21 protein-coding genes are annotated in these 24,363 nt (G+C 44.8%); 6 read left to right on the forward strand and 15 right to left on the reverse strand.

Annotation, left to right across the window (positions count from 1 at the left end):
- Positions 1 to 48 precede the first annotated feature (48 nt).
- The 5 genes from ACQQ6X_RS05495 to ACQQ6X_RS05515 form a co-directional block, all read right to left on the reverse strand.
- A complete protein-coding gene (locus ACQQ6X_RS05495; RefSeq protein WP_305164520.1) occupies positions 49 to 1,533 on the reverse strand; it encodes an alpha-N-arabinofuranosidase in 1,485 nt (494 codons plus the stop codon).
- Positions 1,534 to 1,859: 326 nt separating this feature from the next.
- Entirely contained in the window at positions 1,860 to 2,138 is a 279-nt protein-coding gene (locus ACQQ6X_RS05500; RefSeq protein ID WP_305164521.1) for a hypothetical protein, read from the reverse strand.
- Positions 2,139 to 2,242: 104 nt separating this feature from the next.
- Complete coding sequence (locus ACQQ6X_RS05505; protein WP_063213600.1) at positions 2,243 to 2,563, reverse strand: hypothetical protein; 321 nt, start codon at positions 2,561 to 2,563, stop codon at positions 2,243 to 2,245.
- Positions 2,564 to 2,618: 55 nt separating this feature from the next.
- Positions 2,619 to 3,563 (reverse strand): Gfo/Idh/MocA family protein, encoded by a 945-nt coding sequence (locus tag ACQQ6X_RS05510; protein ID WP_305164522.1) that lies wholly within the window; start codon positions 3,561 to 3,563, stop codon positions 2,619 to 2,621.
- Positions 3,564 to 3,731: 168 nt separating this feature from the next.
- Positions 3,732 to 4,421, reverse strand: coding sequence for a TerC family protein (locus tag ACQQ6X_RS05515; protein ID WP_149033538.1), 690 nt, complete (start codon positions 4,419 to 4,421; stop codon positions 3,732 to 3,734).
- 347 nt (positions 4,422 to 4,768) lie between these two features.
- Here ACQQ6X_RS05515 and ACQQ6X_RS05520 point away from each other — a divergent pair, with 347 nt between their 5' ends.
- Positions 4,769 to 5,386, forward strand: a complete 618-nt coding sequence (locus ACQQ6X_RS05520; protein WP_305164523.1) for a TVP38/TMEM64 family protein — start codon at positions 4,769 to 4,771, stop codon at positions 5,384 to 5,386.
- A gap of 181 nt (positions 5,387 to 5,567) precedes the next feature.
- Entirely contained in the window at positions 5,568 to 6,539 is a 972-nt protein-coding gene (msrA, locus tag ACQQ6X_RS05525) for a peptide-methionine (S)-S-oxide reductase MsrA (RefSeq protein WP_305164524.1), read from the forward strand.
- Positions 6,540 to 6,635: 96 nt separating this feature from the next.
- Here the strand turns inward: msrA and ACQQ6X_RS05530 are convergent, their stop codons facing one another.
- A complete protein-coding gene (locus ACQQ6X_RS05530) occupies positions 6,636 to 7,439 on the reverse strand; it encodes a lipid II flippase Amj family protein (protein ID WP_305164525.1) in 804 nt (267 codons plus the stop codon).
- A gap of 151 nt (positions 7,440 to 7,590) precedes the next feature.
- Here ACQQ6X_RS05530 and ACQQ6X_RS05535 point away from each other — a divergent pair, with 151 nt between their 5' ends.
- Positions 7,591 to 7,782: a hypothetical protein gene (locus ACQQ6X_RS05535; protein WP_149033541.1), complete on the forward strand. Its 192-nt coding sequence runs from the start codon at positions 7,591 to 7,593 to the stop codon at positions 7,780 to 7,782.
- 91 nt (positions 7,783 to 7,873) lie between these two features.
- Here the strand turns inward: ACQQ6X_RS05535 and ACQQ6X_RS05540 are convergent, their stop codons facing one another.
- Complete coding sequence (locus tag ACQQ6X_RS05540) at positions 7,874 to 8,578, reverse strand: YitT family protein (RefSeq protein WP_305164526.1); 705 nt, start codon at positions 8,576 to 8,578, stop codon at positions 7,874 to 7,876.
- A gap of 421 nt (positions 8,579 to 8,999) precedes the next feature.
- Positions 9,000 to 9,926: a DMT family transporter gene (locus tag ACQQ6X_RS05545; protein WP_305164527.1), complete on the reverse strand. Its 927-nt coding sequence runs from the start codon at positions 9,924 to 9,926 to the stop codon at positions 9,000 to 9,002.
- 305 nt (positions 9,927 to 10,231) lie between these two features.
- Here ACQQ6X_RS05545 and ACQQ6X_RS05550 point away from each other — a divergent pair, with 305 nt between their 5' ends.
- Positions 10,232 to 10,645: a hypothetical protein gene (locus tag ACQQ6X_RS05550; RefSeq protein ID WP_305164528.1), complete on the forward strand. Its 414-nt coding sequence runs from the start codon at positions 10,232 to 10,234 to the stop codon at positions 10,643 to 10,645.
- A 254-nt stretch (positions 10,646 to 10,899) separates the two neighbouring features.
- Here the strand turns inward: ACQQ6X_RS05550 and ACQQ6X_RS05555 are convergent, their stop codons facing one another.
- Positions 10,900 to 13,425, reverse strand: a complete 2,526-nt coding sequence (locus ACQQ6X_RS05555) for a transglycosylase domain-containing protein (protein WP_305164529.1) — start codon at positions 13,423 to 13,425, stop codon at positions 10,900 to 10,902.
- Between the two features lie 181 nt (positions 13,426 to 13,606).
- Here ACQQ6X_RS05555 and ACQQ6X_RS05560 point away from each other — a divergent pair, with 181 nt between their 5' ends.
- Complete coding sequence (locus tag ACQQ6X_RS05560; protein ID WP_305164530.1) at positions 13,607 to 14,911, forward strand: DNA polymerase IV; 1,305 nt, start codon at positions 13,607 to 13,609, stop codon at positions 14,909 to 14,911.
- Positions 14,912 to 15,025: 114 nt separating this feature from the next.
- Here the strand turns inward: ACQQ6X_RS05560 and ACQQ6X_RS05565 are convergent, their stop codons facing one another.
- Together ACQQ6X_RS05565 and ACQQ6X_RS05570 are read right to left on the reverse strand one after the other, a co-directional pair.
- Positions 15,026 to 15,883, reverse strand: coding sequence for a GRP family sugar transporter (locus tag ACQQ6X_RS05565; protein WP_305164531.1), 858 nt, complete (start codon positions 15,881 to 15,883; stop codon positions 15,026 to 15,028).
- A 136-nt stretch (positions 15,884 to 16,019) separates the two neighbouring features.
- The gene (locus ACQQ6X_RS05570) at positions 16,020 to 16,859 is read right to left on the reverse strand and encodes an AraC family transcriptional regulator (RefSeq protein WP_305164532.1); all 840 of its coding nucleotides are present in this window, start codon (positions 16,857 to 16,859) and stop codon (positions 16,020 to 16,022) included.
- A 281-nt stretch (positions 16,860 to 17,140) separates the two neighbouring features.
- Here ACQQ6X_RS05570 and ACQQ6X_RS05575 point away from each other — a divergent pair, with 281 nt between their 5' ends.
- Positions 17,141 to 18,505, forward strand: coding sequence for an MFS transporter (locus ACQQ6X_RS05575; RefSeq protein WP_305164533.1), 1,365 nt, complete (start codon positions 17,141 to 17,143; stop codon positions 18,503 to 18,505).
- 253 nt (positions 18,506 to 18,758) lie between these two features.
- On the opposite strand, the gene ACQQ6X_RS05580 is transcribed toward ACQQ6X_RS05575, so the two are convergent.
- From ACQQ6X_RS05580 to ACQQ6X_RS05595, 4 genes are all read right to left on the reverse strand, one after another.
- Positions 18,759 to 19,046 (reverse strand): stage VI sporulation protein F, encoded by a 288-nt coding sequence (locus ACQQ6X_RS05580; protein WP_063213614.1) that lies wholly within the window; start codon positions 19,044 to 19,046, stop codon positions 18,759 to 18,761.
- 110 nt (positions 19,047 to 19,156) lie between these two features.
- Positions 19,157 to 21,205, reverse strand: coding sequence for an ATP-dependent DNA helicase RecG (gene recG, locus ACQQ6X_RS05585; RefSeq protein WP_305164534.1), 2,049 nt, complete (start codon positions 21,203 to 21,205; stop codon positions 19,157 to 19,159).
- A gap of 1 nt (position 21,206) precedes the next feature.
- Complete coding sequence (locus ACQQ6X_RS05590; protein ID WP_305164535.1) at positions 21,207 to 22,076, reverse strand: DegV family protein; 870 nt, start codon at positions 22,074 to 22,076, stop codon at positions 21,207 to 21,209.
- Between the two features lie 49 nt (positions 22,077 to 22,125).
- Positions 22,126 to 23,910, reverse strand: coding sequence for a DAK2 domain-containing protein (locus ACQQ6X_RS05595; protein WP_305164536.1), 1,785 nt, complete (start codon positions 23,908 to 23,910; stop codon positions 22,126 to 22,128).
- Positions 23,911 to 24,363: the final 453 nt, after the last annotated feature.

The raw sequence follows: 24,363 nt of genomic DNA on the forward strand, positions 1-24,363 counted from the left end.
CTCTTTTTCTAACAAATGATTTAACGAGTGCTGCTTCAATCTAATTTTTTAAGGAGTGATTGTCAGCATCACAACCGACATCGGTGGCAGTGTAACATCCAAATGCTGACCTTGCAGCTGATAAGATGTAAAAGCTTCCTTTTTCACACGCTCTGGCTGGTCAAATGTATTATGCGCCTGCATCTCGTCACTGCCTAAGACAGTACCATTAATTTTCTTACCCTCTTCGAGTCCTCTTAGCTCAAGGCACACATCTGCCGATTCGCGTGGATGGACGTTACATAAACTTATATGAATAGATCCATCTTGCGCCTTAGAAGCGGACACACTTACTTGAGGGATGGAATCCCCGTCGTATTCATAATTGCCTACCTTCGCATGAATATCCAGTGCTTGTGCATCCTGATGCACTTTGAACATTTCAAATACATGGTATGTCGGCGTTAATAGCATAGCTGGTCCTTCTGTCAGAACCATCGCTTGCAAAACATTGACCATTTGAGCAATATTCGTCATTTGCACACGATCATGATGATTATGGAATATGTGCAGGTGTAATCCGGCTACCAGCGCATCCCGCATCGTATTTTGCTGATACAGGAAGCCAGGATTAGTACCCGGCTCGGTCAGAAACCAAGTTCCCCACTCATCGACGATCAACCCAACACGTTTGTCAGGATCATATTGGTCCATAATAGCAGAGTGGCGAGTAATCAATTCATCCATGTGCAATGATTTTTTCATCGTCTCAAACCATTCAGCTTCATCAAAACCAACTGCGTGCCGTTTCCCTTCCCAGCTCCCCGGGATTGTGTAGTTGTGCAGACTTAAACCGTCCATAAGGTGCCCTGCTTCGCGCATCAGCACTTCGGTCCAACGATAATCATCCACATTCGCCCCGCCTGCTATTCGATAAATACGATTCTCTCCATAGTTACGGACATATGTCTGATAGCGACGGTACAGGTCGGCATAATATTCCGGGCGCATGTTACCGCCACAACCCCAGTTTTCATTACCGACTCCAAAATATTTGAGCTTCCATGGTTTCTCACGGCCGTTTTCCTGACGCCATGCAGCCATAGGAGACTCCCCGTCAAATGTCATGTACTCTACCCACTCCGACATTTCCTGCACTGTACCACTGCCTACATTTCCACAAATATACGGCTCTGCATTCAATAGCTCACACAACTGGAAAAACTCATGTGTACCAAAATGGTTATTTTCAACCACACCGCCCCAGTGCGTATTTACCATTCTCTTACGGTTTGCTTTCGGTCCAATACCATCTTTCCAATGATATTCATCAGCAAAACAGCCCCCAGGCCAGCGCAGCACAGGAATGTTCAGCTGCTTTAGCGCTTCCACCACATCATTTCGAATTCCGTCCGTGTTAGGGATTGGAGAGTCCTGTCCCACCCATAAGCCTTCATAAATGCATCGTCCAAGATGCTCGGCAAATTGCCCATAAATATTTTTATTAATAACGCCTTGTTCACAATCGGTATTTACAATAATAGAACCCTTCAAAACAAACCCTCCTAAAACATTAAGATTGTTGGAGCATTCATGCATATGTTTGCGCTTTCATGACAGTATAAATCACGTTTACACTACCATTTTTTTACGGACCCTAATGTTACACATTGTCACATCTAACAATCACTTAGTTAACATAAATATTAACAATTAAACAAAAACATTTTACGTGTTTAATATATTTTATTGTCTACAATTTGTCAATTGCTAGCAACAAAGTCCAAGCAAACCAAAAAGGCCTGCCATTAAGGCAGACCAGGGTATGACTACTTTAGCCTGTAATCTCAGGTTTAACTGAATCTGGGCATTGCATTTTTTCAAGCTGGTCCTTGCCAACGTGAACCGTGGTAACTGGGACAATTTTGAGTTGCTGCCAAGGCACGTATACGGACAATACTTCCGCTAATGCCACAGGTGTGACCAGACATTAACTCATCGCATTGTGCACAGGCCAACAGTCTGGCTTCGTACACTTCATCGTTTACACATTCCATTTTGGGTCTCATATTGTTTAGAATTCTGGTAATTTGCTCTTCCGACAAAGCGATATCTCTTTCACAACCTTTGCAAGTACTTGGCACAGGTATATCTTCCATCGTCAGCGTACCCTCCTGATCAACAATATAATCAGTTAAAAAAACAGCTTATTTCCACGATGTCATGAATGTTTTTGCCAGATGCCACTTCATTTTAGCTGGACTTATTTCCGTTCCGACGGTAGCTCGGCGGCCGCCTCGGATACGATCATCGCCAAATCCTCATTTCCGAACATGGACAGCACTCCTAATACCGTATCCAAGGGAATATCACCAGCTTCTTCGCGCGATACAGTTAGCTTGCGTATTCGTAGCAGACGCTCGTTGCTATCCTGCTGTGGATACGCTTTACGATATAGTTCCTCTGGCTCCAAGCCGTTATTGATGCACCATTGAGCAAACACAAGGATCATCATATCTTCTTCTTGCTTATAATTTTCAATAATGGCCTCTTCTAGCTGTTTACCGCGGTTGTCTTCTTCCATTGATTCATTTCTCCTTCAGCCTAATTCTTGATGTCTGGATCGTCATGATTCGATATTAATCACGCAAATGACTGATCAGTTCTTCCGCCAGCATATGGCTTTCCAAAACCTTTCCAGCTTGTATAGCACACTCCTCCGGACGATGAATATGCTCCAGAAAATGATTCACCACCCCGGTGAATCCCCGTCTTTCCAATATTGTATCCCAGCTTCCAAATGTTTGCATTCGTGATAAATTATTTTTTTGCATGAACACAGCCTGTTCCATATTCGTTACTTCAACAGACCGTCCTGCTCCGTGAAGCTCCAGCTTCTCTATATCAGCCCCTGCCTGTCTGCTCATACTGTATGTACCCGTAGCATTCCCCAGGCGCACAGTTCCGAACGCAGCGTCCATATACCCGTCAATCGTTGTATTCAGACTACTATGAAGTAGCTCATAATCATCGCCACCGAGCCACAATAGCAAATCAAGCATATGAATTAAATCATCATAAACCGTCTGTGCCGCTGGTCTACGATCATATCCAGTTCGATGTTTTATCGCCGCACATTGACTGATCCCTCCCACTTCGTCTAGCCAAGCTTTTGCAGCCATATAGTGCGGAGCAAAACGTCGATTAAAACCTACCGCCAGCAGTACAGCCTGTGCTTCCGCGAAAGCAGTCATTTCCAGATTCTGACGAACATCATAGGACAATGGTTTATCCACGTACACCGCTATCCCTTTTTCAATACACGCCATGACTAGGTCAAAATGAGCTTCGGTGGCCGCATGTATAAACACAGCTTCCGGCTCCCATGCCAGCATTTCCTTGACATCCGTTGTTCCTCTTGGTAGCCTGTACTGTTCCAAAGTAGTGCTGACCGGCTCCTGTGAACGGTTCATCACACCTACGATGTCCACGCTCTGGTGCGCAGCCAGTAACGGCAGATACACTTTACGTGCGATTCCACCCAATCCTGCTATAGCTACTCTTGTCTTGATTTGCTTGTCCATATCGTTCCACCTCTGATCACTCAATTCATCTGTTGTCTAGTTTACATGGAAGTCCGCTGACAAGCAAAGAAAAGAGACTGTTCCCAATCCAGATGGATTGAGGAACAGTCTCCAAGACTTGAGTATCCAGCTTCAGCCAGATTACTTCAAAATTCAAAATAAGTTAGCTTATGCGTGCAGTGCTTCCTTTTTTGTTTTCTCACCTTTTACTTTTTTAACACGCATCCCGATGACGACAACCAGAACGACAATCAAAGCTTCAAAACCGTATTTAACGACTCCATTTGCGAACCAGTGTGCAATCAATGGCTCGGCCACCACCATTTTAGCAGCGGTATATGCTAATACTGCGGCGCCAATCGTAATGACTATAGGATAACGTTCTGTCAGTTTCAGAATAATCGTGCTTCCCCATACCATGATTGGAACGGAGATTGCCAGACCAAGAATAACAAGTAACATATTCCCATGAGCTGCTCCCGCAACAGCAAGCACATTATCGAGCCCCATCATCGTGTCCGCAATAATAATGGTACGGATCGCTGCCCACATCTGATTTGTGGCTGAAATTTCATGTTTTTTCTCTTCGACCAACAGCTTATAAGCGATATAGATCAGGGCAAGGCCCCCAATCAAACGCAATCCATATATTTGCAGTAAGTATGTGACCAGCACGGTGGCAATTACACGAATGATGACTGCTCCGACCGTTCCCCAGATAATGACCTTCTTCTGATTAGCCTTATCAACGTTCCGTGCCGCCAAGCCGATTACGATCGCATTGTCACCTGCTAGCACCAAATCAATGATAATGATAGACAATAATGCGGTTAAAAACTCGATTGACAAAAAATCCATACGTTTCTCCCACCTTCTTTATTTATTTGTTGTACTGTACGTAGTTCACGCTTTATACTAAAAAAGCGCCATTTCACGGAATCCGGAAACGGCGCTTGACCCAATTTGAGCATCAAAAAAAGACCATTTACCCGGATTCCTAAAATCCTGGCAAAGGTCTCGCTTACAACATTACGTTGCCAATAAAGCCGGGGATTAAAAATCCCGTAATGACGACTTTACTCGCTGAGCTACTCCCCTTTGGGAACTATTCTGTTAGTGGCAGTATAGCATACATTTTTGGGAATGTGAATCCTATTTTTTGTATAAGTATTAAGCCGAACAGGGATATTGAAAGAGGTATGTAAATGAAAAAATGGTTACTCCCCGCGGCTTATGTTTCGCTGCTCTGCATCGCGTTTATCTACAGATATGATTGGCTCGCCTGGGCAGACAAGCAAACCTCCTTTCCGGTTTTGTTACTGCTCGCATTTTTATTCGCATTAATTCCGTTTATCCCTTACAAGCTGATTATCGCGTCCATTGCTTATGCTGCAGGTGCCTGGCAAGGTGCTCTGATCTGCTGGCTTGGCACTACTTTGGCTGCATTGGTCGTATACAGCGCCGTATGCACCCTGTTCCGTGATAAAGGACGTGCCTATTTGGAGCGTGTTCCCGCACTGAAGCGCTTTAATCAGGTCATGCAGAGAGAGCCTTTTACTGCCGTGCTACTGGCTCGTCTGATTCCAGTCATTCCTCAGGCAGCTGTCAATGTATATGCCGGAGTAGCAGGGTTTCCGTTCTGGAGCTTTATGCTAGGTACAGCGATCGGCAAGCTACCCGCAATTGCAGTGTATGCTTATGCAGGAGGCACCTTTGCAGAGCATCCAATCACAGGTTTGCTTATTTTGCTGCTATATACTGCACTGGTAGGGGGCGGATTTGTACTTTACCGAAAAAGAGCCCGGCGCGCCAACAAAACATAGCACCAATGCGTTTGTACCGTTTCTATAGAATGTTTCGTTGCAGTTTTTGGGACACACTACAGCTACGCAACTGAGTACTTTATGATGTTTCGTTGGATTTTGCAAAAAACTCGTATATAATTTAATTGTAAGCTATTTAAATTACAAGTAATTAAACATTCTCAGATTGGAGTGATAAAATATGAGCACCAACAATCCAAACACGGTAGAAAAGGCAACTTTTGCGGGGGGCTGCTTCTGGTGCATGGTCTCCCCTTTTGAGGAAATGCCCGGTATTTTGAAGGTTAGATCTGGATATACAGGGGGACATACTGAAAATCCTACCTATGAAGAGGTATGCTCTGAAACAACGGGACATCTGGAAGCTGTACAGATTACATTTGACCCTCAAGTGTTCCCGTATGAAAAACTGTTGGAGCTATTTTGGCAACAGATTGATCCAACGGATGAAGGTGGGCAATTTCACGATAGAGGTTCATCCTACCAAACGGCTATTTTCTATCATAATGAAGAGCAACGCATCAAGGCAGAGGCTTCCAAAGAAGCTCTGGCTCAAAGCGGCCGCTTTGACAAGCCCATTGCTACCTCTATTCTGCCTGCGGCAACTTTTTATGAAGCAGAAGAATACCATCAGGACTACCATAAAAAGAATCCCGCTCACTACAAACGCTACCGCAAAGGCTCAGGACGTGAAGATTTTATTGAGAAAAATTGGTCCGCCAAGATTGATAAATCCGATCTTAAAGATCGGTTGACGCCTATTCAATACGAAGTAACACAAAATAACGCAACTGAGCGCCCTTTTCAAAATGAGTTTTGGGATCATGAAGCTGAAGGCATTTACGTCGATATCGTATCAGGGGAACCTTTGTTTAGTTCACTTGACAAATATGATGCAGGCTGTGGCTGGCCTAGCTTTACCCGTCCGCTGCGCAGTTACAATATCAAAGAAAAGACCGATCTCAGTCATTTTATGATCCGTACCGAGGTGCGAAGTCGCGAAGCAGATTCCCATTTAGGGCACGTATTTGATGATGGTCCAGGTCCAGACGGTCTGCGTTATTGTATCAATTCTGCTGCGCTCCGCTTTGTGCCTCAAGAAGACTTGGAGCGTGAAGGATATGGGGCATATAAATCATTATTTGAAAAGTAAGCAGCTGTAAAATCATTGGGGCTGACCTGTAATTATCTTTATTAGATGATGACGGGTCAGCCTTTTTTCTGAATATGTCAGCACATCCTTATTGATCTAACTCATCACCCACCCCAGCCAAATAGCTAGCGGTACCAGCAATAGCTGAGCTACTAAAGTACCTGTCAAACGCGAGATGATCATCCAACCATACACGCTGTTCATCCGGACTAAAGGCAGCTCCCCTCGTAGCGTTTTTTCTGACAGCACCGCCAATCTTGGATCAATTAACAGGGTCAACAATACCGTTGCGACGCCATTGATTAAGCCTGACGACATTGACATTGCCGTCCCTTGAGCGGGCCACAGGAATGACGCATATAAGGCAGATACCACTCCCGTTGTATAAATTGCGGTCACGGCTATATTCAAAATAATTAGACGCTTGGGGATTACTCCACTGATCAGCGAGGTAAGCATGGACCAGGTAGGACGCTTTATGTAGTAGCCTGCATACTTCCAGCGATTTTGCTTCACTAAATGACGCACTAAAGCCGGAATAGATCCAGTATGCTCCAAATGCACAATCCATCTGGCTGACATACGTACCACGGTTGGATACAGTAATATAGCAAGCATAGTTCCAACAGTCGCCGCCAGCAGTACCCCGTGCATATACAGTTCCAGTCTCATATCCGTTCCGCCCGATTGTGCCGCCGTTTTAGCCTGATCGACCATCCCTCCAAGTAAAGGTCCCTGTGCCATATTGGATGTGCGTGAAACCAACAGCAGCATTCCGGCAACGGTTAATGCCAATCCAATCCGACGTGCTCGTAAACCACCAAGTCGAAGGGCATAGGACAGGCTATCAGTCGTATGAATGATGATGGTTAGTAAAAAAACGAAACCCCAGGCAAGCAAATGCTTCACTCCTTTTTCCGGTATTCTGCACACCATTATACGCTTTTTCTTAAAATATATTTTACAATATATTCATTATTCTAATTTTGTTTGTCTAAGCATATAACGGGTAATACATAATACATCACCTGCTATAAAGGAGCGTGCAACTATGCCTTGGAACAAACATGATTACCCGCCATCCATGAAAAATCTAGAACCTCGTGTGCGAGAAAAAGCCGTTGATATTGCTAATGCTCTACTCCGCGAAGGCTATGAAGAAGGGCGCTCTATTGCGATTGCCACTGCTCAAGCTGAAGAATGGAATGATAATCATCCAGTAGGACAAGATAAGAAGCAGTAGAAAAAATAATTTAAAACTTTTCTGACAAAGCTTGAATACAGCGAAAGGGTGTTACGTAAGAAGATTTCTCTCCTGACGTAACACCCTTTCCTTATCGACGAAGGCTGTGGACGACCGGCACTGTTTTGGCAACTACCTTTTTAGCGGGAATAGCCGCTGGCAGTACTGTTTTCACAGGTCGGTGCAATTGGAACGTAGTCGTCCAGGTAATTATTTTTCCGGCAAGCCACACAGCCAGTATTGTAAACATTGTTTCCTTCACAGGCAGATACAACAGCGATAATCCTAGTACGATAATGTCACTAACGATAAACACGTTGCCGATTTTCCATCCGCGCCACTCGCTGATCAGCAGAGATAAAATATCGTCGCCCCCGGTAGCTCCGCCGAATCGCAATACGATTCCGGCTCCTAAACCTGTGAGCACTCCACAGAGTAGAGCTGCTATCAGCAGATTTCCATGCAGATCTATAACCAGAGTCGAGTATTTCTCAAATCCTGCATAAAACAGTGAAAAGGCGACGGCTCCGATTAATGCTAGCATCATAAATCTTTTGCCCTTCAGTACCCATGCCAGCAATATGACGGGGACATCAAGCATTAGCATACTCCATGCTGGAGATATACCAAACGCATAATGACCCAGCAGAGCTAGACCTGCAAAACCGCCCTCTGACAAATGATTCTGGGCATTAATGTGATAGTAAGTAAAAGCTAAAATGCATGTTCCGAGCAACATGACAGCAATCTGTCTCAGTGCTCCATTGTTCACGATAGATTCGTAAGTTTTCCTCATACAGGCTCCCTCGGTTTCTCGTAAGTTTGATGTGGATGAACCCACTCTTACGGAAGCAACCTGGTAAGATGTGCCTGGAGGACTTGGTCCTTCGCATGTACAATCCCCTCTTCCGCAGAGTTGGCTTTCGCAACTTGACGTTACTCCGCGGAAAAGCTAAGTATAAGACAGATCAAATCGTTTCCAAATCGTCCTTTGGGGAAGTATCCTTCGGGGACACATGGTATCCTGATCCTTTCTTTTGTGGAATAAAATTCCGACATTTCTGTGGTGCATATCATTTCTATAATTTATTATACCACACCTTGTCACTTGCTAAACAGCTTGCTTTTTTGCTGCACCATACTTTATTTTATGTGTGAGCATGCTTTATTGTATGTGCGAGTTAACGTATTATACCAAAGTTTTAGCGAATACGCACTTAATGGTTTGAGTGTGTTTTGCTTCCACTTAGGTTATTACCCCTTAATTTGGCTGTTCTGCGCTGATTGGCCATAAATACGCCCCCGAGTATAAGAACCAGACCGGTCAACACGTTCCAGCCGATATGCTCATTCAGAAGCAAAAAGCCCCATACGATGGCACTCACCGGTACAAAATACGTTACTGAAGAAGCGAATTCCGCACTTCCTCGCAAAATCATATAGTTGAACAAAATATATGCTACTCCTGATCCTAAAACTCCTAGTCCTACTAGGGAGCCCAATACGCTTGGCACAGAAACGATCGACAAATCTGGTCTCTCTATAATTGCCATCATAATCCCACCCCCTGCTGCCGCACCAAACAGTGTCGCAAAGGTTGCCTGATACATGGAAAGATTGGAGAGAAAGCGTTTGGAGAGCTGTGTTCCAAATCCGTAGCAGAGAGTCGCAAGCAGCATACATCCAAAACCTACAGGATCAACAGAAATAATAGATGCCGGATTAATACCTAATAAAATAACAATTCCTATAAAGGCGAGACCCATTCCTAACCACTGCAGACGGTGAAATATAGCTCCGAAAAAGACAAGGCCCACCAACATCGTCCATATCGGCGTAGTGGCATTTAATACAGAAGCCATGCTGCTAGCTATTTTGGTTTCACTAAAACCAATCAACGTCCATGGTAAGACCATATTTACACATGCTACCAGAATAACCGATTTCCACGGAATGCTTTTGATTTTAAACGGCCTGCGCATAAGAAGCATTAATAAGACGATAAAAATAAGACCAAAGCTGGATCGTAGAAATACAATAGTCCACGGTCCTACTTGATGTAGCAATAACACCTTAATAAACATAAAGGAACCGCCCCAAATAAGGCTCAATAATAATAAAGCTGCATATAACGAACGTGACAATATGTAAACCCTCTTTCTCCACTCTTTTTACTTAAATAGTAGAAAAGCGACCGCTGTCAAAACGCTATCCACTTCTATGTAAGTTTTTTATCCATTAGCTTAACATAAACTCTGTTTGGCTGTCATTGGAGATATACGCAAGAATCTTCTTACAAGCAAATATGGAAGTAGCTCTCCCTACCCCTTTTCCAGTAATTGATGATTGCTTTGGCAATAGAAAAATCTCTATGATGAGGTATGTATAGAACATATGTTCCGTATACTTATTATACATTGTAATTTTACTCCAAGTAAAGGAGATATTTATGACAAACAAAAAGGTACTTGATAACAAGCATAAAGCTCCTTTGCCTTCTGAAGAAGACGCAGGACTAATCAAGTTGTGCGTACTTCTGACTCTTGTGCTGGATGTGTTGGAACGAGACATGCGTATTATGAATACCTCCCCTCTAAAAATGCCCGATTTGTATATTCGTAGCCTAACTGGAGTACAACAGCGCATAACTGTTCAATTAGCCGAAACAAAGGCGCAAATGAGAAGACAGGGAGTGAAAATATACAGTGAAATCCGAAATCATGAAGGCGTAGAGGTTTTGTATGTATGCCGCGGTTACCAAAGGCGATTTTTCATGCTCTCCTCCTTTGCTCGCAGTGAGGTTAGGCGTAAACTCGGAGACTACCTGGGAATTGATCTGACCCAAGATTATGCCCCCTTATAATTTCGCCTTGGCTGCTTGCTTTAACAAAAATAGACTTTAAGTCCATTGGTTACATAGCAAATAATTTGGCTCGTATTTTCAAAAAGGAGAGATCTAAATATGAAAAAAGAGCAAAGCCGCATAAAATGCTAGCTCTACTCATCATTACAACAGGTTGCTGGGATCAGGACAACCTTAAGGATGTCAGACTGGCAAATGGATCGGTACAAAATCCGGATTGAAAACGGTATTCTAAACTAGATCGCCCGTGTTGCTTAGTTGTTGGATTGATCAGTTGTTGGTTCCGAACCGATAACCTCGTCTGGCTTAGCTTTTGGAGCAGTACTCTGGTTTTCTGATTCAGAAGGTGCCTCCGGCTCGTTTTCAACAGAAGGTTGTGAAGTATCTGTTGACGGCACATTGTTATTCTCATCAGGCGGTTCTATCTCTGCATCCGTATCAGGAACGGCAGGATTTGTCTCCTCTGGTGAAACCTCCTCTTGATCTGTTGCAGGTACTTTAATCTCAGGGACATCTTCTTTTTTGATATCTGGTTTGGACGGAGCCACTGGTCTAGCAGAACGTGGAAGCTGTTCTCTTCCGACTTCGGTCGGCACGTACTTTTGGTTAAACCAGTCAGTCACGAGGTGACCCGATTGGCGGGAATAACGACCTGGCAGCTTACCTGTTAGACTAGAAACCGTAACTTTCACAACGCCTTCCGGCTGTATAAAATGCTTATTCTTAAAAAGCCCTGGCTGATCCCTGACCGCCTCATTCATGATCAGCGCCCACACCGACTGTGCTCTGGAGTGACCTTCTTGAGATAATGTATTAACCTGTTGGCGATAACCAGCCCAGACACCTAGCGTAACGTCAGGTGTGTATCCCATAAACCACACATCACCAAAGTTCTGTGTCGTACCCGTTTTACCCGCGATATCAATGGTACCGTAGCTTTTAAAAGCTTTTTGCAGACGTTTGCCAGTTCCTCTCGGATCCGATATAACGGTTCTGAGCATATCGGTCATCAAAAATGCGGTTTGCTGCGAATATACACGCTTGGTCTGCGGTTTAAATTCATATACAATCTTACCGTTGGCATCTGTAATTTTGCTGATCAAGTGAGGCGTATTATACACGCCCATATTGGGAATTGTCCCATATGCTGCGGTCAGCTCCTTGACAGATACTCCCTTACTAAGTCCACCTAGGACCCCTGTTTGAGCATGTTCATCCTGTGGTTGAATCGTCGTAATCCCAAGAGAACGCACAAAATTCCAAGCGTTTGGAATTTTAACCTCATATAAAAACAGCCTTAGTGCAGGGATGTTGATTGATCGGTTGAGTGCTTCACGGGCTGTCATAAGCCCCTCATACCTTCTGTTATAATTTTTAGGAATATGATAGCCTTTACGTCCATCTTTCAATATGATTTGCGAATCATCAATAAGACCGGCCGGTTGCGTGTAGCCCTTTTCCAAAGCAGGTAAATAAGCAGCAATAGGCTTCATGGCAGAACCGGGCTGACGTGTCATTTGAGTTGCATAGTTCATTTGCTCGGTGTTAAAATCCCGACCCTCGATCATACCGAGAATAGCCCCCGTTTTATGATCAATCATGATTGCCGCAATCTGTTCTAGTCCCTTCTTTTTACTGTATGGAGAAAAGTTTTGTGGATTGGCTGCAATCTGTCGCATGTTGCTATAAATTTTTTTATTTATCGTTGTATAAATTCGATAGCCGGAACGCTGCAACTCTTCACGTGTATTTTGAAGAAGTTCTGCATGCTCAGGCTTAGAAATCTCGGCTGCTGTGAGATTCGGATTTTGCTGAAGTGCCAACAACTGAGCAGCCTCTCGCTCTGTTTCCAGCATCAAATAAGGGAATGTATTATAGCTTTTTTCGCGATGTGGTGCAAGAGTCGCCTTCACGTCAAATTGAAGCGCCTCGTTATATTCGGACATCGTAAGTTTGCCTGTTGCCAGCATTCTTCCCAATACGACGCGTTGGCGTTCCATCGCCTTGTTGAAACCCTCTTCATCAAAATTCCCTTTACCATCAAAAGCGGAATAAACAGATGGCAGCTGCGGAAGACCTGCCAAATAAGCCGCTTGTGCAATATGAAGCTTATGTAAGTCACTTACATTGAAAATCCCTAACGAAGCAGACTTGATCCCGTACAAATTGTAACCAGCAGAACCATTACCAAAAGGCATTTTGTTTAAATAAGCCGTTAATATTTTATCTTTGCTCATAAAACGTTCCATACGTAGTGCCAGCAGCATTTCCTTCACCTTTCGGCTGTCCGTTTTATCCAGACTGAGGAAGACTCTTCGGGCTACCTGCTGTGTTAATGTGCTTCCGCCTGTTTGGCGGTTTTCATTCAAAAGCTTCTGTTTGACAGCACGAGCTGTTCCTTTGAAATCTACACCATGGTGCTCATAAAATTGGCTGTCTTCCGTTGAAATGAGGGCATCCACAATAGACTGAGGGACATCCTTCAGGTCAACGAGCTGTCGGTCCTCCTCCATGCGCATTCTTCCAACCGGAGTTACCTGGTCATTAAAAAATACAAAGCTGGTCAGAGCATTCTCATTTACCTTTTCATATATCAACTGACGTGATCGTACAGGTTCATCATGAACCAGTGCCGCCACATAACCGGATATAAGACCTCCAGCAAACAGCACTCCAAGTACACCCGCAAACGAGAACCACTTGATATTTATCAGCAAAACTCTGCCAAAAATGCGCCACCTACTGCGTTTTTGAGATGATGGTCGACGTTTTGGGTTCATAAAAATGGTTTTCTCCCCTCAATATTCATTCATTTCCACTTGTTTTTGCTCAAGATAATATGATACGCCATGCTAGGTTTCCCGTAAACTGTAATGTTCCAAAAAATACATTTGTATTAGGAACACTTGTTCTGTATATAATACTACTATAAGAGCATACGTTCAAGAATATTTTGGGAATATGGTCTGTTACATATCAGAAGAGGAGGTCAACGTTTTGAAGGAGCGTGGAAGTAGAACCATATTTCTAGCGGACTGCCAAAGCTTTTATACCAGCGTCGAAAAAGCGGATAATCCCACATACCAACATAAACCGCTCGTTGTGGCCGGTGACCCTGAACTTCGTTCAGGCATTATTTTAGCCGCATGTCCGCTGGCCAAAAAACTTGGTATATCCACTGCAGAACGTCTGGGAGAAGCTGTGAAAAAATGTCCTGACCTTATCATTGTACGCCCGCGCATGCAGCATTATATCGATGTCTCATTAAAAATAACAGAAATTTATAATGAATATACGGATTTGGTTGAGGTTTTCAGCATTGATGAACAGTTTCTGGATATGAGCGGAAGTCTCTCCCTGTTCGGAGATCCGGTGAGTATTGCAAGTGAAATTCAGCAGAAAGTGCTGGCACAAACAGGAGTATGGATTCGAATCGGTATTGGTCCTAATAAAATGCTGGCTAAAACAGCAACAGATATATGGGCTAAAAAAAATGACAGCGGCATTTTCTTGCTGCCTGCATCCGACATTGCAACCTTGCTGTGGCCTCAACCAGTACGTCTTATGTTCGGTATCGGTTCGCGTATGGAACGGCATTTGGAGAGGCTTGGACTGCACACCATTGGGGATATCGCACGGACTCCCTTACCCCGACTTCAAGATAGATTCCGGTCTCATTTCGGCAAACAGTCCAGCATTCAGGCAGAGGTGATATGGCGAACCGCAAACGGGATTGATCACAGTCCCGTGAAGCCGGAAACATTTGAGACACCTCCCAAATCCATCGGCCATATGATGACCCTTCCCCGAGACTATCTCCAGTCTTCGGAAGTGGAAACCGTTCTGCTCGAGCTCACTGAGGAAGTATGTCGGGATAGCCGGCGCAAAGGGTATATGGGGGATGTCGTTACCGTCAGTTGCATGTGCAGCCCGTTTGAGTCACCGACCGGATTTTCGCGCCAGATGAAGCTGCCTGATCCAACTAACAACACGAATAAAATTTATAAAACCGTCAAGGAAATTTTCTATAAATTTTGGGACCGCATGCCGGTAAGGCGATTGGGCGTTAGCCTAAGCAGTCTGATGGATGCGGAAACGTACCAGATGTCCTTTTTTGAGGACGAGACACGGGCACGCTCCCTGGAAAAAGTCACTGACAGCATTAAGGAGCGTTACGGCAACACGGCGATTGTAAGAGCCTCCTCCCTCACCCATGTCGGCCAGGCTCTAGAAAGATCTAGGAAGATTGGAGGTCATTACAAGTAAGACAATCAATTTCCCAGCTTTCGGCTTAAATCACCCAAGCCCGGTCAGTATCAATCATATACCCTGAAACACTCGCAGCCATACTGCACGCGCAGCTCTTACTTCTGTATATTCTTAGAGCTTGACCAGGCTAACCAATCCCACTCCGACCATTATTATCGTAATACCGGCCAGTAGACGAAGCCATTCTCGGGGACTTTTCTTTTCCCTGAAAATCAGAATACTGCCAACGCAGGAGATGGCGATACTCGCCTGAGAGATCGGGAAACTGGCCGCGACCCCAATAAGCCCATTCGATATAAATAGCGCCAAATTCGCCACGCTCCACGACAAACCCGTAGACAAATTGCGCAGCACCCGGACCAAATGGAGCTTCTGCCCACCCTTACAGTTCATTAAAAGTGCTGAACACAGCATGCCAAGTGATTGCGGCAAGATAACCGACAAACCGGAGACATGAAAGATTTGATTAATAATAACATACAGCGTTAAGGCTATAGCCGAACAGACCAACATGACAAAAATGTGAAGGGGCATAGGCTTGGACAAACCACTTGATCTCCCCTGGTAACTCGTCAGCAAGATTCCAGACAAAATAAATATAAGCGCTACTAATCCAATACCAATTTGGTACCCGGTTGTCCATTCGCCCAAGATTAGTGCTGCAAAAAGCGTCGTTCCCATGAGTTGCAGCCCGCAAATAACAGGAATAGCCGTTGAAACGCTTACTTTCTGGAAAGCTTGAAATTGAAGCAGCTGTCCTATAGACCAAAACACACCAGAGACAAAGCTCACAATAAATGGGGTGATTTGCAAGCTAACAGGTGAGTACGAATACAGGCACAATGCGAACAATACAGCACCGATGACTGTCCCCGTTAGTTGCTCGCGAGGATTGGCTTTTGTCATTTGTGCTAGAATCGGCATGAATCCCCAGCCTATGGCTGGAATAAAGGCAATGAATGTATCCACATGCAGTTCCCCTCTCGTAAAGTGAGTTCTTCCGTACAATCCTTTAAAATACCATGCAGGAAAAACCAACAGCTTTACGATATCAAAACACCCCTACCTCAAGCACCAGTATTTTTATAAGATATATATAGCAAAATCAAAGAATTTTCTCACGATAAGCGCTGGGAGATATGCCCATCATATTTTTAAATGCCCGCGAAAAGGTCAGTTGATCCGAGTAACCGACAGAATTGGAGATTACTTGAATAGAGTAACTGGTATCCTGTAACAGCTCGCATGCCTTTTTAAGCCGAATGTTCATTAAATACTGCTTTGGTGTTTCGCCTATTTCCTGCTTAAAAACAGAGGTCAAGTAATTAGGGTGAAGCCCGAGATACTCTGCCACCTCACTGATTTGAATGCCCCCGTTATAGTTTTTCTCCATGTAGTTGATAGCTTGAACTGAATAGGGAAGCTCTTCTTTCACAGGCATCGTTTCACCTGTTTCATGCACCAGCTTGGCGAGAATATGGCACAAATAGCCCTGAATAGCCAATGATGAAGAAAGTGTGTTATTCCCTATACGAAGCATTTCAAGAATAGTCGAATGAAAAAAAGTGATGTCTTCGATACTTACCACATACGGATTATCCTGAACAAGAGAGATATTTTGCAAATACATTTCAGATTTAATCCCCATAAACCCTACCCAGCTATACTCCCATGGCTCGTGCTCATCAGCTTGATAATAAGCAGGCTTATTGGCAGGGATTAAAAAAGCCTGTCCCTTCTCTATGTTGTATGTTTCCTTATCTAAAATCAGCTTGCCTCTACCCTTTAATACAAAGTGAATAAGATTGAAATCCCTGGCGATAGGCCCGAAATCCTGGTTGGGAGAACAAGGCTCCGAGCCACAATTATACAGAATTAAATCTGTAATATTTTTATGTTTTGAACTGGTACGTGTATCTACAAATTGAATCATATTGTCACCCATCCCTAACCTCCATGCTTCAGAATTTTATAGTTAACCAAGGGGCGGTGCCTTCATAACCAAATATAGCATAAATTAAGAAGCATATCATAAGGCCTAAAATGAAACCTTAATCTATAAATATTTGTAATAATCTTTGTTTTTGCTATCTTTTGCTTTAGAAAAATCATGTACTCCTGCTACAGCTTTTGTTATTCTGTATCACAAGATAACGCTTACAAGTTTTCATGACAATACATCATAACAGCCTGTTATGATCGTCAATTTTTGAAAGGGGTTAAAACATGATTACTTCTGCATCTGCAAAAAATAGCGACAAAGTCAGTTTAAAAACACTAATCTCTTACTCACTGAGTAGTTATGGGATGAATGTTATTTACAATTTAACCGCCGTTTATCTCATGTTTTTCTATACGGACAGCTTTGGATTGAATGCGCTTGCAGTAGGGACTTTGCTGATGGTGGCACGTGTGATTGATGCGGTAGTTGACATTTTTATTGGCATTGCAGTCGACAACACGAATACGCGTTGGGGGAAATTTAGGCCTTACATGTTCATCGGTGCTTTCTTGGTAACACTGACCACCTTGGCGCTCTTCCTCAGTCCGGACCTTTCTTCCGCCGGAAAGCTGGTTTATGCCTATGTTACCTATATTGCTTGGAGCATTAGCTATTCTATATTGGATATTCCGTATTGGTCACTGTCCGCCGCTATAACCAAAGATGCTGCAGAACGAACCAAAGTCGTGACTGTTCCTCGTACGGTTGCAAGTGCCGGCTTGTGGACCGTCAATGTCGTAGCGCTTCCCCTCGTCTATTTCTTCAACGGGTGGGCTGGAGCGGTTGCTGTACTCTGTGGCCTATTCTTCGTCTGCATGATGTTTACGGTGTTTGGCGTAAAAGAGAGACACGTAGTACCTCGACATGAAAAACAAACGTTAAAAGGGGTACTCCGCCTATTCTTCTTGGAAAACCGACCATTGCGGTTGTTGATTATCTCGTTTTTTATTATCGAAATGACCGCCAACATCCGTAATGCATTTACTCTGTATTATTTTAAATACAACCTAGGTGCTGAAGCATTCATTCCATTGTTTATGGGGCTAACTGTGGGCTTTCAAATCGCAGGCAACGTCGCAGTTCCGTTCATTGCCAAGTGGATCGGCAAAAAGAGCACGAGCATAGTAGGGGTGCTAATCACCTCCATATCCATGGTAGCTCTCTACTTCTGCGGTAACTCAATTATTCTTGTCTTTATTCTCAGCTGTATCATTTCTTTTGGCGTTGGACTGAACTATGTTGTCATGTCCACAATGCTAGCAGATTGCGTCGATTATGGAGAGTGGAAAACAGGAAACAGATCAGAGGGGATGGTTTTCTCTGCCAACGTTTTTCGGGCCAAATTGGCGGCTGCAATCGGCAGCGCCGTGGGTGGTTATGCGCTGGCGTTGGCGGGTTATCAGCCTAATATAGTCCAAACAAATACAACCCTTACTTGGCTCTCACTACTATTTACAATTATACCGGGGATTCTGACATTCCTCGCCGTAGGTCCAATGAAGAATTATGAGCTGACAGAAACAATGAACAGTAAAATTGTCCAGGAAGTTCGGGCAAGACGGGAACAAACTGAACCCTCTTTACAATAGCTGGATTCTAGTCCTTCGGATAAAGTGAGGGCGGCAAAATGATTGAGTATCTAGACCATGCCGGCCAGACCATGACATCTATCAAGATTCCAATTATGATAAATAAAATCCTACGATAAGCCCACAGGCTATTGCCCGGGGAATGAAATACAAATCTAAACAAAAAAGGATCGCCTAACATCAGGCAATCCTTTTTTATCTGGGCTTCACACAATACATGGAGAGCGCCTTAAAGCCCCCCTTCAAACAGCAATCAACGGAACATTCCCCACAGCTTGATCAGATGGAACGTATTGGACGGATCAATTTTTTGTGCCAATACGAAGGCGACCAGTTGCTCCTCCTGTGCAGCCGTCAATCGCTCGTTTAAAATAGCAGAAGTGGACTTCACAAGATGACGCACCTTGGCTTTGTTTTGCAGATCCGCCTTGGTCACACCCTCGATCTGCTGCTTAACCCGCTCCTTGAGCGCACGATTTTTCATTTTCAGCTTAATCCGTTCCACCAGTTGCGGACTAATTCCATATTGCTGATAGCTCAATGTCGCCACACCTCCCATATCATTCGGTCATTCCCAAATATATGACGGCCAGCCTGTCCATTGTGCCTATCTGTTAAAAACGTTTAAAATCCCTCATCATTCATGGTGGGTCAGTCGATCAGATCTCCCTGGAAAATCTGCTCTTTTTGCAAATAACCGCGAAGTGCTTCATATTGCGGAGATGTCCAAAAAGAGGAGTCCTTGATCAGGTCCGTTGCATCCTCACGTGCCTTTTCCAGTACCTCAAAATCCGCTACCATATCTGCTAACCGAAACTCGGGCAACCCGCTCTGCTTGGTGCCAAAAAAGTCCCCCGGCCCTCTCAAATCCAGATCGCGTCTAGCAACCTCAAAACCGTCGTCTGTATCGGTCATAACCTTCATCCGCTCCTGACCTACTTCCGACTTAGGATCAGCGATCAGCACACAATACGAGGCATGTGCGCCCCGTCCGACACGTCCACGTAACTGATGTAACTGGGACAACCCAAAGCGATCTGCATCCATAATAATCATTAGCGTTGCATTGGGCACATCTACCCCCACCTCTACAACCGTGGTTGAAACGAGTAACTGAACTTCGTTTGCATAGAAAGAACGCATAACTTCTTCCTTTTCTGCAGGAGTCATTCGCCCATGCAGTAGCCCAACACGATAATGTGGAAAGGCCTGCTGCATTTGAATATGCAGATCGATGGCATTCTGTACATCCAGCTTCTCCGACTCTTCAATCAACGGACAAATCAGATAAGCCTGCCGTCCCAGATCTACCTCTCGGGAAATAAAACCGAGCACTCGATCCATCAGTTCGTGCTTCACCCAATACGTAGAAATCGGAATACGTCCTTTGGGACGCTCTGATATCGTAGAAACATCCATATCACCAAAAGCAGTAATCGCCAACGTACGCGGGATCGGTGTGGCTGTCATGGTCAGTACATCCGGATTGTAGCCCTTACGGCGCAATACACTACGCTGATTGACACCGAATCTATGCTGCTCATCCGTTACAACTAGTCCAAGCTGGCGGAAATACACATCCTCCTGAATAAGGGCATGCGTGCCCACCACAATGTCCAGCAGCCCCATCTGAAGAGCGGCAAGCAACTCCTTACGCTTCTTCCCCGTTGTACTTCCTGTCAGTAACCCAACACTAATTCCAAAGGGTTCAAACAGCTTGTGAAGCGACCGCATATGCTGCTCGGCCAAAATTTCGGTTGGCACCATCAGTGCTCCCTGAAAACCGGAACGTACTGTTGCAAATAAACCGATGGCGGCAACCACTGTTTTCCCCGATCCCACATCCCCTTGGAGTAGACGGTTCATGCAATAAGGTGAGCGTAGATCATGGAGTATTTCAAGCTCAACCTTCTTCTGTGCATCCGTTAATTCAAAGGGCAAAGCCCTCACGAATTCACGAATCGTGGCGTTATCCACCGTATGCACCACCCCGTCAGCTCGACCGCGATTTAACGCCCGGAATGCCTGCATTTTCAGCTGGAATAAAAATAGTTCCTCATACACCATCCGTCGCCGTGCCTCTTGTCCCTCTCGATTGTCCTGAGGTTGGTGTATGCCTGCAATCGCCTGCTTACGCGGCATCATACTATACTTTCGCACCAGCTGATCCGGCAATATCTCGGGAATCATTTGGCCAAACTGCTGAAGCGTCTGATTCATTGTTTTTCGCATCCAGCTCTGCGTAATCTTGCCCCCTATAGAGTACACTGGTTGAAGTGTCCCCGAACGGGCCACTCCTTTATCAGGGAACTCAGAGTCTGCAACGGTCATCTGCATTCGCTTAAGATCCCATTTACCCGTCACCACAATTTCACGACCTGATGTTAGCTGATCCTTCAGAAAATGCCGATTAAACCATGTTGCAGTAAACATCCAGTCCTCAGCCATCAATTTACAAGTCAACCTTGATTTGCGCCCATAACGTTGAAGCACCGGAATGCCCATGATTTTTGCTTGTACTGTAACCTTATCTCCGTCCTTCACTTCGCTTAGCGAGCGCAGTCGGTAATCTTCATACCGAAACGGATAATATTCCAGCATGTCTTGTACATTAGAAATGCCAAAAGCGTGAAGCTCTCCTTCTTTGAGAGCACTCACGCCGTGTATTTGTTTTAAAGGTATTTGATCCAATTGCAGCATATTATCTCTCATCTCCAGCCGGCCATGCAAAAATACCAATCGTTCCTGGTCCCACATGAGTTCCGATTACGGCACCAAGTTCAGTATATATTTTATCTCCCAGCTCAAAATGCTCTGCCAGCTGAGCGACGAACGCTTCTGCCGTCGAGCGATCTGCTGTATGGCCCACAGCAATATTAATTTTATGGCCTTTTAAATCCCGCTCCAGCAGTTCAATAATTCGCGCTGTCGCTTTTTTATTCCCTCTCGCCTTATCAGCCGAATAAATAATGCCTTCTTTGTCAATCGAAAGAATCGGCTTAATGTTAAGCAGCGTACCAACCATAGCCGCTGCCTTGCCAATTCGTCCGCCTTTTTGCAAGTATTGCAGTGTATCCACCAGGAAATACAAACAACGGCGTTCCCCGAGACGTTTCACAGCCTGAACAATATCAGCTGGAGATTGCCCGGCAGCCGCCAGCTCTGCGGCATAAACTACGAGCATACCGTAGCCATAGGAGGCCGATTTGGAATCCACAACGGTCACTCTATCTTCATGTTTCTCCAGCATGGACTTGCCCAGCAGAGCGGATTGGTAGGTTCCGCTCACACCAGAGGATAAATGGATAGAGACAATCTGGCTCTCGGGATATTGCTCCAACAACGTTCTATACGTCTCCAAAAAGCGAGCGGGTGATGGCTGTGACGTCGTAGGCAGCTCATCAGCCCGTACCAACTCACTGTAAAACTGCGCAGCTGACATCTCAAGGCCGTCCAGGTAAGCTGTGCTGCCGAACATCACCGTCAGCGGCACGACAATTATACCGAGACGGTCTACTAATTCCTGTGGAATATCAGCTGTGCTATCCGTCAAAATGATAGTACTGCTCATCGGTCAGTCCTCCTTTTGTAGTGGGCTACTATGGCTGCACTACACCTCATCAGGTTTCCACGGAGAACAGATAAGGATAAATCGGCTGACCACCTTCATGGACTTCCACTTCAACATCCGAATAATTTTCTTCAAGCCACACAACAAGCTGGTCTGTCTCTTCTTGTTTTGCGTCCGATCCTGTAAGAATCGTAATAATTTCATCGCCATTCACCAGCATTTTTGCCAGCAAAAGACGAGCAGTTGCCATTAATTGCTCCTCGGTCGCCACAATTTTAGAATCCTGAATACCGATATAGTGGCCCGCCGTAATATGCAGATCGTCAAGTGTCGTATCCCGTACCGCATAGGTCACTTGTCCAGACTTCACACGAGTGACCGCATCCCGCATATTATCTTGATTTACCTCAAAGGCTTCTTCCTCTTGGAAGGCAAATGCAGCTGCAATGCCTTGTGGGATTGTTTTGCTCGGAATCACCGATACCAAACGTTCCACCTCTAGCAATTCACGCGCTTGTTCAGCCGCTAAGATTATATTGGAATTATTCGGCAGAATAAAAATATGTTGAGCCGCAATCGAGCGGGCCGCATTAACGAAGTCCTCTGTGCTTGGATTCATGGTCTGACCACCAGAAAGGACAACATCAACACCCAAGCTTCTGAAAATATCAGCAATCCCTTCACCAGGAGCCACAGCTATAAAGCCAAAGGGGGCCAGTTCATGAGCTGGAGGCTCAGATGGCTCCTCCTCACGTGCAGGCTCTGCTGGTATTTCAGCAAACCACTCAGGCTCAGGAGCACCATCCATGCCCGCAGACAACAAATCACGATGCTGCTCACGCATATTCAAAATTCGAATCTGTGTAATTTCTCCGTAACGCAGCGCAAGATTCAATACTTCACCCGGAGCCTTAGAATGCACATGCACCTTGATGACATCATCGTCCGAAATAACGATAATCGAATCACCATCTACTGACAACGCTTTCCGGAAAGCTTCCTCATCAAAATTCGTACCTTGCGCTTCGCCCAATTGTCGATTAATAAAAAACTCCATATCATACAAAAACTCAATATTATCCGTTTCGAGCTTCGCCTGCGCAGAAATAGGAGCATCTGGAGAAGGAGCAACCCGCGCATCAGTAGGTCTCTCCGACACATAAGGAGTAAAAGTAGGACGTACATTATTGCCTTTAGAAGTTGGAGCGGTTACCAATCCGCTTCCCAGATGCTGCATAAACCCTTCATAAATATACACAAGTCCTTGCCCACCCGAGTCTACAACTCCTACTTGCTTCAGTACAGGGAGCATGTCCTGTGTCATGGCAAGCGTTTCCTTTGCTTTGGCAAGCACTTCTTCCATCAGTTCTGTGATGTCGTTCGTCCGGCGCGAAAAAAACATAGCATGTCTGGCCGCTTCCTTCGCCACGGTAAGAATTGTACCCTCCACCGGCTTAACCACCGCCTTGTAGGCCGCATCCACCCCGCTCTGCAATGCCGATGCGAACTGAAGGGTATTCAATTCCTCGTATGGGGCAGCGTAACGGCTGAAGCCACGGAACAACTGAGACAGGATAACCCCTGAATTGCCGCGGGCCCCCATCAGCAAGCCTTTGGATAATATGCCGGACATGACACCGATAGAGGAAGAGTCTCCCCTCTTCAATTCCGTTACGCCCGCGCGCATCGTCAGATTCATATTCGTTCCCGTATCACCGTCTGGCACCGGGAATACATTTAGTGAATTGACATGTTCCGCATGCTGCTGTAATTGTTCCGCCCCGGCTAAAACCATCGCGGTAAAGTCTGTTCCATTCAAAGAACGATTACTCAAGAGAATTCCCCTTCCTAGCTTAATACAATTGTTTTGCAATCCATTTTCACAACACCTTGTTCAAGGTTCAATTGAATTATACTAAAGCCAGACGACGAATACGAATGTCACCCTCTCAGCAAGCTTCCGCACCATCCCCTGGTTTCTTTCCACAGCTCATATAATATGAAAAACCAGTCAACTGCCCAACAAAAAATCATTGGCTGGAATGATGATTATGGTCCCGCCTCTGAACTGCCCGGCATGACTGGAATAAAAATTCACATTTCATTAAAAAACAAAATAACCGCAGCAATAGCTATCCCATATTGTACTATAATGCGAAAGAGAAATAAATAAAGTTTTTGAATCAGTTGACGGAGCTTTTTTGACTATGATATTATATTTAAGTATTGTTTTGTTCAGGTTAGTGACTTATAAAGTCCGGCTGACCCAGTCGGCCTGAAGAGCGAC

It is taken from the genome of Paenibacillus ottowii, assembly GCF_050516475.1.
In the GTDB taxonomy this organism is placed as follows: Bacteria; Bacillota; Bacilli; order Paenibacillales; family Paenibacillaceae; genus Paenibacillus; species Paenibacillus ottowii.

Bases quoted from the DNA above. Each gene is read 5' to 3' on its own strand.
- msrA (WP_305164524.1), top strand. From the start codon at position 5,568: ATGAGCACCAACAATCCAAACACGGTAGAAAAGGCAACTTTTGCGGGG.
- ACQQ6X_RS05520 (WP_305164523.1), top strand. From the start codon at position 4,769: ATGAAAAAATGGTTACTCCCCGCGGCTTATGTTTCGCTGCTCTGCATC.
- ACQQ6X_RS05560 (WP_305164530.1), top strand. From the start codon at position 13,607: ATGGTCTGTTACATATCAGAAGAGGAGGTCAACGTTTTGAAGGAGCGT.
- ACQQ6X_RS05510 (WP_305164522.1), bottom strand. From the start codon at position 3,563: ATGGACAAGCAAATCAAGACAAGAGTAGCTATAGCAGGATTGGGTGGA.
- ACQQ6X_RS05590 (WP_305164535.1), bottom strand. From the start codon at position 22,076: ATGAGCAGTACTATCATTTTGACGGATAGCACAGCTGATATTCCACAG.
- ACQQ6X_RS05575 (WP_305164533.1), top strand. From the start codon at position 17,141: ATGATTACTTCTGCATCTGCAAAAAATAGCGACAAAGTCAGTTTAAAA.
- recG (WP_305164534.1), bottom strand. From the start codon at position 21,205: ATGCTGCAATTGGATCAAATACCTTTAAAACAAATACACGGCGTGAGT.
- ACQQ6X_RS05555 (WP_305164529.1), bottom strand. From the start codon at position 13,425: ATGAACCCAAAACGTCGACCATCATCTCAAAAACGCAGTAGGTGGCGC.
- ACQQ6X_RS05570 (WP_305164532.1), bottom strand. From the start codon at position 16,859: ATGGGTGACAATATGATTCAATTTGTAGATACACGTACCAGTTCAAAA.
- ACQQ6X_RS05515 (WP_149033538.1), bottom strand. From the start codon at position 4,421: ATGGATTTTTTGTCAATCGAGTTTTTAACCGCATTATTGTCTATCATT.
- ACQQ6X_RS05505 (WP_063213600.1), bottom strand. From the start codon at position 2,563: ATGGAAGAAGACAACCGCGGTAAACAGCTAGAAGAGGCCATTATTGAA.
- ACQQ6X_RS05550 (WP_305164528.1), top strand. From the start codon at position 10,232: ATGACAAACAAAAAGGTACTTGATAACAAGCATAAAGCTCCTTTGCCT.
- ACQQ6X_RS05500 (WP_305164521.1), bottom strand. From the start codon at position 2,138: ATGGAAGATATACCTGTGCCAAGTACTTGCAAAGGTTGTGAAAGAGAT.
- ACQQ6X_RS05540 (WP_305164526.1), bottom strand. From the start codon at position 8,578: ATGAGGAAAACTTACGAATCTATCGTGAACAATGGAGCACTGAGACAG.
- ACQQ6X_RS05535 (WP_149033541.1), top strand. From the start codon at position 7,591: ATGCCTTGGAACAAACATGATTACCCGCCATCCATGAAAAATCTAGAA.